Origin of the sequence: Methanosarcina sp. 1.H.T.1A.1 (assembly GCF_000979295.1) — an archaeon.
Lineage (GTDB): Archaea > Halobacteriota > Methanosarcinia > Methanosarcinales > Methanosarcinaceae > Methanosarcina.
In genome coordinates, this window is record NZ_JJQY01000026.1 from 1 (window position 1) to 12,349 (window position 12,349).

The 12,349-nt window shown below is 40.2% G+C and carries 12 protein-coding genes; 4 read left to right on the top strand and 8 right to left on the bottom strand.

Annotated elements, in window-relative coordinates; all coding sequences use genetic code 11:
- A partial coding sequence (locus EO95_RS03160) for a transcriptional regulator (protein WP_048132078.1) occupies positions 1 to 319 on the bottom strand: 319 nt, incomplete at its 3' end.
- 248 nt (positions 320 to 567) lie between these two features.
- On the bottom strand, positions 568 to 876 hold the full coding sequence (gene yciH, locus EO95_RS03165) for a stress response translation initiation inhibitor YciH (RefSeq protein WP_011032808.1): 309 nt from the start codon (positions 874 to 876) through the stop codon (positions 568 to 570).
- A gap of 568 nt (positions 877 to 1,444) precedes the next feature.
- On the opposite strand from yciH, the gene EO95_RS03170 reads away from it, so the two are divergent.
- The 3 genes from EO95_RS03170 to EO95_RS03185 all read left to right on the top strand — a co-directional run bounded on the left by EO95_RS03170 (position 1,445) and on the right by EO95_RS03185 (position 3,687).
- Entirely contained in the window at positions 1,445 to 1,684 is a 240-nt protein-coding gene (locus tag EO95_RS03170; protein ID WP_048132080.1) for a transcriptional regulator, read from the top strand.
- A gap of 508 nt (positions 1,685 to 2,192) precedes the next feature.
- The gene (locus EO95_RS03180) at positions 2,193 to 2,585 is read left to right on the top strand and encodes a YkvA family protein (RefSeq protein WP_048132084.1); all 393 of its coding nucleotides are present in this window, start codon (positions 2,193 to 2,195) and stop codon (positions 2,583 to 2,585) included.
- Positions 2,586 to 2,976: 391 nt separating this feature from the next.
- Positions 2,977 to 3,687: a hypothetical protein gene (locus EO95_RS03185; protein WP_052733472.1), complete on the top strand. Its 711-nt coding sequence runs from the start codon at positions 2,977 to 2,979 to the stop codon at positions 3,685 to 3,687.
- Positions 3,688 to 4,358: 671 nt separating this feature from the next.
- Here EO95_RS03185 and EO95_RS03190 read toward each other — a convergent pair.
- The 3 genes from EO95_RS03190 to EO95_RS03200 form a co-directional block, all read right to left on the bottom strand.
- Positions 4,359 to 4,709, bottom strand: coding sequence for a DUF86 domain-containing protein (locus EO95_RS03190; protein WP_048132086.1), 351 nt, complete (start codon positions 4,707 to 4,709; stop codon positions 4,359 to 4,361).
- Complete coding sequence (locus EO95_RS03195) at positions 4,706 to 5,002, bottom strand: nucleotidyltransferase family protein (protein ID WP_048132088.1); 297 nt, start codon at positions 5,000 to 5,002, stop codon at positions 4,706 to 4,708. Before EO95_RS03195 ends, EO95_RS03190 begins: the two co-directional genes overlap by 4 nt.
- Positions 5,003 to 5,352: 350 nt before the next feature.
- Positions 5,353 to 5,862, bottom strand: a complete 510-nt coding sequence (locus EO95_RS03200) for a DUF3267 domain-containing protein (RefSeq protein ID WP_235282837.1) — start codon at positions 5,860 to 5,862, stop codon at positions 5,353 to 5,355.
- Between the two features lie 585 nt (positions 5,863 to 6,447).
- Here EO95_RS03200 and EO95_RS03205 point away from each other — a divergent pair.
- Entirely contained in the window at positions 6,448 to 8,145 is a 1,698-nt protein-coding gene (locus EO95_RS03205) for a DUF262 domain-containing protein (RefSeq protein WP_200894990.1), read from the top strand.
- Positions 8,146 to 8,645: 500 nt separating this feature from the next.
- Here EO95_RS03205 and EO95_RS17425 read toward each other — a convergent pair whose 3' ends face one another.
- The 3 genes from EO95_RS17425 to EO95_RS17825 all read right to left on the bottom strand — a co-directional run.
- On the bottom strand, positions 8,646 to 9,044 hold the full coding sequence (locus tag EO95_RS17425; RefSeq protein WP_156163963.1) for a hypothetical protein: 399 nt from the start codon (positions 9,042 to 9,044) through the stop codon (positions 8,646 to 8,648).
- A gap of 285 nt (positions 9,045 to 9,329) precedes the next feature.
- Positions 9,330 to 12,209, bottom strand: coding sequence for a DEAD/DEAH box helicase (locus tag EO95_RS03220; RefSeq protein WP_048132097.1), 2,880 nt, complete (start codon positions 12,207 to 12,209; stop codon positions 9,330 to 9,332).
- On the bottom strand, positions 12,154 to 12,349 hold a 196-nt coding region (locus tag EO95_RS17825; RefSeq protein WP_235282838.1), incomplete at its 5' end, for a hypothetical protein. The genes EO95_RS17825 and EO95_RS03220, both read right to left, overlap by 56 nt.

Sequence of the window (12,349 nt, forward strand, 5' to 3'; positions counted from 1 at the left end):
ATAGGAGTCCGTCTCGTGGGCTCGGAGATGTGTATAAGAGACAGATGCTACACATACCCTCTACCTTCTCCTGAGAGGATAAACCACCATTTAAGAGCACCGATGCAAATTTACGGATTTCTTTCTGGGTCTCTTCAGAAAAATCAACTTCTGCCCCGCGTTTTTCGCTCACGTACTGGGATACCGCAGCTCTTGAAAGCTCAAGGATATCTGCTACATCCTGCTGCGTGCATCCATGCTCGAAAATCATTGCCCGTGAAAGTTCAGCCCTGATTGCAGGCAAAACTTTCTGTACCATAATTTCGCATGTTGTTTTCATTGGAGACCAACACTTGCACAGATCAAATTATAACAATTGGTTTTCAATATATAACACGAATTTTTAAAATATATAACAACGCACTTTTTGTATAGTTTTCCGAGCAGGAACTCAGGTTCCTTTCGATGCACCAAGAATAAAGCACAAGCTATCGAAAAACTGGCAAAAAGATACGTACAACCCTGAATCTATAAATTTACATTCCGGTTCTCAGGTTCGGTTGTTCCGGTGGGGGACGGATTCAGAGTTTAATTCTTAATTTGTTCAGCAGAGAAACCCTTTTCCATGAGGACTTCTTTCATGCGGGTCAGGTGGTTGCCCTGGAGTTCTACAGTGTTTCCTTTTACTGTACCGCCGCATGCAAATTTTGATTTAAGATAGGTAGATAGTTCATGAAGGTCAATTTCACTTGCATCGAAACCTTCTACAACAGTGACTTCTTTCCCATATCTCCTTCTGTTTACTTTCACAGTAATTCTCTGTTGCTCTTTAGCAACCTCTTCGCAGATGCAAAGTTCTTTAGGAAGCCCGCATACCGGGCACATTCCGCTGCTCATTTGTTGGTATGTCCTCCAAATTTGTAATCATTGTATATGTAATTTACATCCGAAAATAACTGATTAGATATAAAGTACTTATCAATGATGATATTAAAGCCTAATGGTGTTTTTAAGGCACTTTATACTGAATTTCGGTCATAAACAAAAATTCTCAATTATATAAAAAGCCAACCAGAGCTTTGTATTTTTTTTATTATTTGTATTTTAAGTAAATAATCTCATCGAGACAGAATAAATCTCACAGTCTGGAATTAATTCTGGAATTAATAGAATTAACATGTTTGCATAAAAAATGGGGGCAGTATACGAAAAAATCTAAAAATTCGGGTGCAGGTAGCTTCACGAAACAGAAACTCCGGAAAACCGGATTCGTACCTTGAAGAATAAAACCCCGAAAATTTGTGTTTTTGCCTGAAAAAGCATTTTTCAGCCAGCAAAAAGCTAAATATATCTTGAACCCCATCTTTTTATGTTACATATATAACCACACATTTATGTACTTGATATATATAAATGTGCCGATATAATAATGCCCGGGAAATCCAACATATCCGGGAGGTACCCTATGAATGAGTTAATAGGTTTTGTGAACGGAAACAACGTAAGGCAAAAAGTACTCTCTCTGCTCGCCTCAAAAGGGGAAATGGAAGGAAAACGTATCGCTAAAACACTTCGGGTAGTATATCCTACCATAGCAAAGACCCTCGAGGAACTGGACGAAAAAGAGCTGATCGCAAAAAAAGAAGAGGTTTACTTCCTGACCGAAACCGGAATTAAGGTAGAAAAAATGGTTCAGCAAATCTAATATCTTACTGATTTTACCAAATCAAATTTAATTTTTTTAGTTCCGAACCATTTTAATCTCCTCTGTATCTGTTCGGAAACTTTACCATTTTTTTGTAATATTTTAGAGACTATTTTATTGATCATCAGTAAGGAATTTTCTTGCCTGAGGGCTATAGATTTTGTACCAGAAGGCTGCTTCAAATTTTGCCCTATTTTCCGAAAATCGATTCCTTGATCCAGCTCCCCCTCAAATCCTTCGACTGCGCCTCTGTTTGAAGATTATTTAGATTATTTTAGACAAAATAAAATTGAAGAATGGGGAAGGAATTCTTGAGACAAACTTAATATCCTATTATCACCGTTTTTATTTGTACCCAATTATTTTAGTGCTTGTATATTTTTTGACACAAACTGCAAAAAACACTTAATTTAAAATCGATTTTGATGCAAAAAAGGAAAAAAGATCCAATTTGAGATTTGGTTTAAGAACCCCGAGATACAATCCAATATGAGATTGGAGGATTATCATGGACAAAACCTATAATTTCAGAGCGAAGAAAGTTGGATCAAATCTTGACCAATTTAATGTAAATCCGGATCAAGATTCTGATACCAGCACGGTTTTTACTGAAGAAATAAGAGGTGGCCATCACCGCCGAGCAGATCCCAGGAAAATTTGGGATAATTTGGAATTATTGTTTTCAATGTTAGCAGATTCCTTCAACGGGAAATACCCGGTTCCAAAGAAAACAGTATTAGTGATAACATTCGCTCTCCTGTATCTCATAAGTCCGGTTGACTTCTCTCCGGATATTATTCCTTTACTTGGATTTGTGGATGATGTCGCTGTGCTTGCTTTTGCATTTAACCTTATTAAAGATGACCTGGAAACTTACAGAGCCTGGAAAACAAGTTACTGATAGCGAGTTTGTTTCCGCACTAAAGCGCAGCTTTTCCGTAACAGAAGGAAAATTGAAGAAAGAAATTAGCTGAAAGCCAGCAGAAGCCGGAGCGATATAACTTTTTTATAATATTTTCCGCCAGCCCCCCTCAAATCGTAAGATAGAGAAAACTATTGAAGCATAAGTTACGCTCTCCTCATTTCGCAATTATGCATCAGAAAACCCCCATTTTCGGCAGAACTGCTGAAGAGCAATCTATCTAATTTCCGATCCTACCTGAAATAACAGAATATTCCACACAAATTCCGGCCTCATAGCCACAAATACTGATAAAAACTTATAAGTAACACTCAAACTTAATAAAAGTTTATAGTTTCTGATTGATACTTGAAGGATAGATGACGTTAAATTGGCCGAAATTACCGGAGAAACCCAGACAAAAAACGACGGAGAAAAAGATAAAGATTACTCGATGGAATGCTTGCAAGAAACACGCATAGCTGTGTACAAAGGAAAAATGGTAGATAGAAGAATACTCAATTGGGTACCTTTTATTAACACCTTTGGGGGAGCTGCCACTCGAATTATTGGAATGCTGGGTATTATTATAGGAATTATAATCGCTTCTGGATCTGTATTTTTGTTGGAAATCAACTGGTTCTTATACCCTCTGGGACTGATAGTAGGAATGCTCCTTATAGGGGCAGGGGTTTCATTAACTTGCAACATAGAATATGCAGAAGCTACCAAATGCAAAAAATGTCATAAGAACTATGCTTATGAAGAAAGAGAAGAACCGGATATCAAAGAATTAAGCAATGCAAATTCATTTAAGGTCACAACAACTCGATACTGGAAATGTAAGCACTGTGGATATATAGACAGCAGTGAAAGTCCTGCAGGCACACTAAGCTATAAAGGAACAAAGGGAATGCCCAGAGAAATTGAATGTGAAAAATGCGGAAAAACAGGACTTAGTTTCGAGTGCAGAGACCCAGACACAAAAGAAATAAGAGGAGTCCCGACGATCAGGAGGTATTACAAGTGCAAGTACTGTGGAAATATAAGTACCACTGAAGTGGAAATACCACCTCCATCTTACCATTTTGTTGGAAATTAACTGGTAACCTTAAGGTTTTGAAGACTAAAAGTAACTGAGAAACATCAGAAACAGGAGCAATATAATTGTTTTATTATATTTTCCCCGCCCTGATCCTTCATTTTTAGAAAACCCGTGTGTTGAAGTGAAAAGGCGGCCAGGAAAGTTCTACCATTCAGATCTAAAACCGAAGCAACCTTATTAGCCGTCCTGACGGGTTCTTTTCCCACGCCTCAGCGCGGCTTTTTCCCGGCACACAAAAAGAACTCGCTGAAGATCCAATACTCCACGATGCCAAAAGAATCTACGGAACAAGCGAAAAGCTTTTTAGAATAAGAGTTGGGGATTTTAGGATTCTCTATCGGATCGACTATAGAAGTTATCATAATTATAGTCAATATTGATTCATATAGTCAATATTGATTCGAGAAAACATGTTTATCGGGAAATGTAAATTGAAGAATCAATCTTTTTTTGAACAGGTTTTTCATATTTCCGCCCCAGCCCCCCTCAAATCCTTCGATTGGAAATTCGGAGATTGTGCCGCTGTTTTGAAGATTATTTAGATTCAGAAATATGCAATATTGATGTATTCATTTGTCAGCATAAATCAAAAAGAGCCTTTTATTTCTATCTGGAGCAGGAACTGGAGTCTTATAAGAAAAGAAATAGCAAATAAGTCGAATCCATGATTACTTTTCAGTCTCCAGAACATCGAGTATAGCCAGAATCTCATTTTTCAAAGCAGGGATATCGACTTTCACAGAATACCAGACTGCTTTAAGGTCAACCCCAAAATAGTGGTGAATTAATCTATCTCGCATACCTGCAATGTCACTCCAGGGAATCAGAGGATATTTATCACGGAGATCCTTGGATAAGTTTTTGGTAGCTTCGCCTATGATCTCAATCTGCCTGATCGTCCCGTCCTGAACCAGATTGCTGGATAGAAAATCATCTTTTTCCATACTTTCAGTATATTCTTCAATACGTCCAATTGAATTGAGAATATGACTGAGGTAAACAGAATCATTCTTTTTCATGCCGAAATCACTTTTGCTTCCCTTCTTATTCCATCAATAAGGTATGGGCTTATTGAATCTTCAGTAAGCAAATCGACCTTCATTCCAAGAAACTCTGACAGTTCTCTCTCAATTCTGACGAGAGTAAGCAGACTTTTCGTTTCGGAAAACTCTACAAGAATGTCTATATCACTTCCCGGCTTTTCCTCTCCTCTTACATAAGAGCCAAAAACAGCTACCTTTGTCGCTCCTTCTTTTTCAAGGAAGGAAGAGATTTTTTTGAACAACTCTTTGTGACGGGCAGCATTCTCCATGTCAGTATATTTTGTTTGTGATCATTTAAAGGTATGCTGGAGTAAAATGAAGGCAAAAAAGAGAAAATAGATTTGGTAAAGGAAAGCTTGTGGAGGAGTATAAATTTTTTATTATATTTCCGCCCCAGCCCCCCTCAAATCCTTCAACCGAAAATCCTCCGATTGCGCCGCCGATTTGAAGTTTCTTCAGTTTTTGAAAGGTGTAGTATTGAAACTCTCATCATCAGCACAACTTATGACCCTCAAATAAGTTGTTTGCACTTACAAGTTCACATCTATAATATTCATGGAAGACATGAGAAATATCTTGAAAAAAAGATTTTTGCTTGTCTACCTTAGATCATACATCTTCAGTTGCTTCCGGAAATGCTCTTATCCGTCTTTTTCCAGTAAGTCCTTATCCCATTAGAAGTAAAATACACATCGGCCGGCACCTGGATTAGTACAAGGACTAAGGTTAGCATATCCACTCCGGAACTCATAGCGTTTAATAATATCAGGACCTTGGCTAACGGATTTAATAGACCCAGAGCCCCCAGAATTCCAGGCAGTATTATTGAAAGCAAGACAAAAGGTGCCAGTGTGATAAGAATATACCTTGATTTTGATACCGCTTCTTCAGAATAAACAAATCCCCCAAAATAAGTAATTCCTAAAAACGTTTTATCCGAAATTAAAAAGTCCGGGATAAAGACAAGATGAATAAGTTCATGGATAAAAACCAGCCCGATAAGGCATGCAACATCCTGTAAGTTTATAGTTAGTGTGATCGTTTGTAAAGAGTTAATGCCGAGATCTGCTAAAGAGAAAGGCGAAAACATGTTGAGGACCGCTATAGAAAGCAGAGTATTCAGTATCATTAACGGGACTGCTGCAAGTATGGTGGATGCGATATTGTCAGGCTCACGTAGCTGTATCCAGTTGCTTGTGATCAGTTCTGAGTGCCTTTCAGAGTTTACTTGAGGGAATTTGTATCTCAGCCGGATAATACCTTCTCCTTTTTACATTACACTGAAAGCCTGTTTTACTCTTTAAATCTTATTAAATGAAAAAAATAGGTTTGATAAAGGAGGAATTTCGGGATGGCATCATTTTTTTATTATATTTCCGCCCCAGCCCCCCAAATCCTTCGATTGGAAATTTTATGATTGCGCCGCTGTTTTGAAGATATTTTAGTCACCTAGAATAACTTTTTATTATATTTTTCCTCCCGCCAGCTAACTGCTACGCTCAAATCTTCAATTTAAGTTTGGTTGCTTGATTATTATCCAAAATAAAAAAGAAAAGTTAATATGTTATTTTTTACCATCAGTAATAAACCAATGTATGATTTACACGGTTGAACCAAGAAATCAATAGTATCAAATTGTTAACTGATTAAATAGTGGAGTTGATTATAACGTCCATTGTACTTGATTGTGTACTTCAAGTGCTTAAGTCCTACAATGGACAAACTTGTAGGGGAAAAACAAATGAATAACAAAATTGAAGCTGAAAAGATTGAATTTCTGAAACTATTTAAAGATTTTTGGTTTTTGGTTCCCGAGTACCAAAGATCGTATGTATGGGAACAAGACAATGTAAGTGACCTCCTTGATGATCTTTGGCATGCTTTCAAATACAAAAGTAGCAACGAGTATTTTTTAGGTTCATTAGTTCTGAAAAACACTGAGAACGGAGAACTTGAGGATGAGTACGAGGTATTGGATGGACAACAAAGACTTACAACGCTATTCATAATCACTGCCGTAATAAGAGACATCACAAAAAATGGAAAGCTTGGGAAGTCATTTCACAAAAGAATATTTACTGAGGAAGATGAGTTTGACAGTATTCCTGAAAGAATCAGAATTATTTATAAAATAAGGGATGATGTAGAAGATTTCATTAAACAGTTCATCCTTCACAAAGGGGGAACAGCTGAAAAAGAAAAACTTTTTTCAAAAATAAACTCCGGAAATATATCTATATCAAATATGTCAAAGGCTATACTTTTTATTAATGATTTTTTCCTTGAAGAAGAAAGATTTGAAGAAATTGAATCATTTTCAAAATTCTTAGTAAAAAACGTTGTATTTATTTATGTTGCAACTAGCAATAGAGAAGATGCGTTCAGGTTATTCACTATTCTTAACAACAGAGGAATTCCTCTTACAAATGCTGACATTTTGAAATCTGAGAATATTGGGGAAATTGATGCCAAAAATCAACCAAAATATGCGCGGATGTGGGAAAATATCGAAAATAGATTCGGAGAAGACTTTGATAGATTCCTATCCTTTATCCGTACGATTCTAGTTAAAGAAAAAGCAAGGGTAAATTTGTTGCAAGAATTTGAAGATAACATCTATAAGAGAGGAAAACTCAAAAAAGGAATCGATACTGTAGAATTAATAAATGAATATAAAAATGTATATTCCTCCATAATTGATTTCGAGAATAAAAAACTTGATAATGAATACATGAATTTAGTTACAATAATGCAAATTGGACTCCCTTCAGAAGATTGGATACCCCCTTTGTTGCTTTATTATAAAAAGTACGAAACCCACAAAATTAAAGAATTTTTAGAAAAACTCGAATACAAATTTAGTGGTGATTGGATATTAGGAGAAAGTCCAACAAAAAGAATTGAAAACATGAATAATATACTAAAATATATTGAGGTATCAAACAATCCTGAAGATGTAATCAATAACGAAGGTATTTTTGATATAAAAGATAGCGATTTATTTGGGACTTTGAATCTTGATGTATATGGAAAAAGATTTGCAAGATATATACTTTTAAAGTATGAATATTTAGTAAGTGAGAATACAGTACATTTGTCTGATTACAAAAATATCAGTGTTGAGCACGTTTTGCCCCAAAATCCAAGTAAAGATAGTGAATGGGTAAAACTTTTTACCCCTGATAAAAAAGAATACTGGACGAATAAACTGTCAAATTTGGTGTTAATAAGTAAAAAGAAAAATAGCAGGTTAGGCAATTTAGACTTTGAAGAAAAGAAAAGAAAGTACTTGAAAAGTCGAATTGATATTTTCCAAGGAAGTAAAGTTTTCATACAAACCCAAGATAAATGGGATGTAAATTTACTAGAAAATAGACAAAAAGAAATGTTGGAAAAAATAATTCTTCATTAAGTTTGTAGGTTCTTTTTAGCTCTTCGTTGTTTTGTGTGAATATACTCATAAAAACCAATGCGGTCTTGAATTGAAAATCATGTTATCCATAGGGAAATGACGAAGAGCCGGAAGAGATTTGATAAAGGAAAGCTTTTGGAGCGATATAACTTATTAATTATATTTTTCGCCTCAACCCCCCTCAAATCCTTCGATTGGAAATCCGAAGATTGCGCTGCTATTTGAAAAATCTGAATTTTTAAAGCAAACCAAAAAAACTAATACTTTTGAGTAGCTGCAAAATTACAGTTATGAAACGTGTTTATTAAAAAGTTTGAGATGATAATTAGGAAAAATTATCTGAAATAAATGAATAAATAGTGATGAGACTTACAATCAAGCTTAACAATCCAGCTAAAGTAAGTTTTTTATTTTCCTTAATTGTCTTTATAATTGTTGCGTTTTTACCGATTGCTCCATCCCCTCCAATGTTCACGTCACCTTTTATAGAAACTGAAGAGTCATAGGATCGATTTTTTTTCAATTTTTGCACCATCTCCTATAGCTCCATCACCACTAATCTTAACATTCCCAATAATCGACGTACTATAATCTTGATAAACATATAAAAATTGTACTGGAATTTCCTGAGTAGCCCCCAAAGATTTAGTTACAGTATAAAAAATGTTTTCGAGTTTATAGTTAATTGATCTAACCAGAGGTTTTACAATAGCATCATTGAAGTCCCATACAGTCTCATCAAGGTCATGACTTCCAAAAAAGTCTAAACAAAAAAGTTTTAAATCGAGGCTTCCAGTATTGATTTTCAGACAAAATTGATATAAAAGGGAATCTCGTTCATTCTCACCTACAGGTAGATTAAAGTCTTTACTTCCAATAAATGACCCACCTGTGCTCATACCTTTCTCCCACCAATCTTCAAAATGAACGTCGATGCTTTTTAATTGGCTGCTTATAATCGACATTACTTCGTCATATTCACAATGATGAAGAAGTATATTGAACCTTGTATAAAAAGTGTGACAGTTGGAGGACAAAACATCGTCAGCGTAGTCCGAAAACTTTCTGAAACTCAATTCTACTTGTTTCTTATCAAAATTCACAGACATGTACTTGTACTTGAGAGCAAGTGAATATAATCGTTTCCTTTTTAGGAACAAAAATATCTCCTTTCAATTTTCCATTTATTCCCAGAACTTCTTCGTCTTCACATACTGCCTCTCCGCAATCAGGATATCCCTGTAAAACGCCTCTTCGTCCACCCTCATCTTTTCAATCACCCTCGACGCAGTCTCAGGCCCAACCCCCCTGCTCGCAAGCGCAATAACGGCTTTTTTCCCCTGCGAGTTCACGATGCTGGCGTTCCGGTAGACTCTCTGGATGCGTTTTTTCTCCTCGGCTGAGATAGGGACGCCCTTTCCCTGCTTTTTGACAAGTTTGATCTCCTCTTCTTCCCAGGGTTTGAGGGCTGCAACCATTCTTGAGTCGCAGACCGGGCAGATGATTTCTTCAGGCACGTTCTTGACCTGGCGGCGGGAGGTCCATTTCTTGCAGGTCGTGCAGAAGAGGATGATATTGTCGTTCATGATGCGTTCCTTTAAGGCAAGCACGATTGAACGGTCGGCTTTTTCCGGGGCTACAAGGTCTCTTTTCATGGCAAAGCCGGCTGAACCGATGGGGGTCGGGCCCGAGACCTCGACTGCAATTTCGCCGGCTGCAAGTTTTGTCAGGACTTCTTTTGCCCTCTGGACGTCGAGCATATCGTGGAAGATCTCGCGGACTACCTCGTCGTACATGGAAGAACCCTCGTAGATTTCAAGGAGCTTTTTCATGCTGATCCTGTCGTAGTCGATGTCCCGGGAGAGGGCTCCGAACTTGCGGGCTACGTGGACCATTTTCCATTTCATCAGGGTTGTGTTCTTCAGGGTCATTTCGATGATAGGCTCAACATGTTCCGGGCGGAGGGATGTGAGCATGTCCCGGATCTGTGCGGGACCCACCCGGCGGGGGAGGGTTAGCCTGATCCTGTACGGGTCTACCTCCTGGGCAACACTGCTCCCGAAGCGGGCCGATAGAAGGGAGGTGAGAACTCGGGCAAGGGTGCCGTTGGTGTTGTGCCCGAAACAGGCGTTCAGGGTCACAGCGTCTCCTTCGTCTTCGATTACGATTGTATCCGCATCCGGGAGGGGGAAGCCTCCTTCAACATGGTCCCGCAGCAGGCGGATAAATTCAAGCACGGCTGTCCTGGCTACCGGATATTTCAATTGTAGCTTTTCCGCAACTGCCTCGTCATCGAGCCCTTCGCGAATGAGGGCTGCGGTTTCAGCCCTGAGCTTTCCCACACCCTGGGCTACCTCAAAGGGCACAGGGATCTCTTCTCCGGTCCAGCTCGGGACTTCCCCCATGCCTTCGACGGGCTCGACCTTGATCCTGTCCCGGCCCGGCTCCCTTTCCCGGTCAGGCATCTCAATGACCCGCCACATATCCCCTTTAGTTATGAAAACGGCTCCGGGCTGGGCGAAATTTACCACAAAGGCTTCGTCCAGCACCCCGATGGACTTTCCACTCACGATGTCATAGATCTCGTACTTCTTTTCGTCCGGGATCATGGAAAGGTTATCGTAATAGTACTCCCAGCTCTTCCTGCGTTTTTTCACAACATTTGAGCCTTTCTCGTGCCAGACCAGCCTGTAGTCCCCGATCTGGTCCACCACCCGCTGCAGATCTTCAATCCGCAAATCCTTGAACGTGTAGGTCCGCCCCAGGATCCTGAAAATCCTGTCAATTCCGACCTCCCCGAAATCCATAACCATGCCTGCAATCTGGTTTGCCACAACGTCAAGGGAATTCCTGTGCGGGGAAATCTCTTCAACCCTGCCTTCCAGTGCAGCCTTTGTAATTGCCATGCTCTCGGCGATGTCGTCCGCTTCCATGGAGATGATCGTGCCCCGGGAAACCTCATGCAGCCTGTGCCCTGCCCTCCCGACCCTCTGGAGCAGCCTTGAGACCTGGCGCGGGGACCCGTACTGAACCACCCGGTCAACGTTTCCGATGTCGATCCCGAGTTCCATTGACGAGGTGCAGATAAGGCCCCTGAGAACTCCGGACTTGAACGCCTCTTCAGCTTCAACACGGGCTTCAAAGGAAAGGGAGCCATGGTGCACTCCAATTGACGCTCCAAGCTTCCGGAAACCTGCAGCAAGCGCTTCTGCACTCTGGCGCGTATTCACAAAAATAAGGGTGGACTGGCTTTCTTCAACTATTTTCCGGATTCGGAAAAGGTGGGAGGCAAACTCAAGCTCACAGCCCACGGTACTTGCAATTTCCAGAATTTCTTTTTCTCCGGCTGCACCTTCGATCCCTCCGGAAAGATGAGAGCTGACTATATCGAACTCCAGCAGCTTCAGCAGGGCAACCTCAATAACCGTAAAATCCCGGTTTGCCCCTGCCAGGAACCTTGCAATCTCCCAGGGGTTCCCGACTGTTGCCGAAAGTCCTATCCTCTGGAATTCCCCCGAGATTTCCACAAGCCGCTCAAGCCCAACTGCCAGCTGGGCACCGCGTTTCGAGCCTGCGAGCTCATGGATTTCATCAACCACCACATGCGTTACGGTTTCAAGGTTCTGCCGAAGGCGGGAACCCGTAAACATTGCCTGCAGGGTCTCAGGAGTTGTGATCAGCACATCCGGAGGGTTTTTGGACTGGCGTTGCCTTTCGCTTTGAGGCGTATCTCCATGCCGGACCTGGACTTTGATATCAAGCAATTTCCCGAGAAGCTCAATGCGGGAAAGCATATCCCGGTTGAGAGCCCGAAGTGGAGTGATGTAAAGGGCAGAAATACCTCTTCGCGCTTCAGGTTTCTTTTTCAGGATACTGTGAAAAACAGGGAGCACAGCAGATTCGGTCTTTCCAGAGCCAGTGGGAGCTATCAAAAGAGTGTGCTTTCCGTCCAGGATGTGGGGAAATGCCCTTTCCTGCGGTTCGGTGGGTTTGGTGAAACCCAGAGTCTTAAGGGCTTCTCGGATTTTCGGATGGAAGGAGTCGAAGGTGTTGTTGAACGTCATTTTTCAAAAGCTCATTTTTGATGCTGTTGTAGCTGATGCTGCCGTGAACTACCCCCTCCCTGCCTGATGGCGAGGAAGGGGCTTCTTGCTTCATCCCCCGAACTACTGTTCGCAAGTCCACAAGCCCATCCCCTACGTTC

Coding starts and splice junctions, on each gene's coding strand:
- EO95_RS03220 (WP_048132097.1), bottom strand. CDS start 12,209: ATGACGTTCAACAACACCTTCGACTCCTTCCATCCGAAAATCCGAGAA.
- EO95_RS03170 (WP_048132080.1), top strand. CDS start 1,445: ATGAATGAGTTAATAGGTTTTGTGAACGGAAACAACGTAAGGCAAAAA.
- EO95_RS03195 (WP_048132088.1), bottom strand. CDS start 5,002: ATGGAGAATGCTGCCCGTCACAAAGAGTTGTTCAAAAAAATCTCTTCC.
- EO95_RS03180 (WP_048132084.1), top strand. CDS start 2,193: ATGGACAAAACCTATAATTTCAGAGCGAAGAAAGTTGGATCAAATCTT.
- EO95_RS03200 (WP_235282837.1), bottom strand. CDS start 5,862: ATGATACTGAATACTCTGCTTTCTATAGCGGTCCTCAACATGTTTTCG.
- EO95_RS17425 (WP_156163963.1), bottom strand. CDS start 9,044: ATGAGCACAGGTGGGTCATTTATTGGAAGTAAAGACTTTAATCTACCT.
- EO95_RS03190 (WP_048132086.1), bottom strand. CDS start 4,709: ATGAAAAAGAATGATTCTGTTTACCTCAGTCATATTCTCAATTCAATT.
- EO95_RS03205 (WP_200894990.1), top strand. CDS start 6,448: ATGGACAAACTTGTAGGGGAAAAACAAATGAATAACAAAATTGAAGCT.
- yciH (WP_011032808.1), bottom strand. CDS start 876: ATGAGCAGCGGAATGTGCCCGGTATGCGGGCTTCCTAAAGAACTTTGC.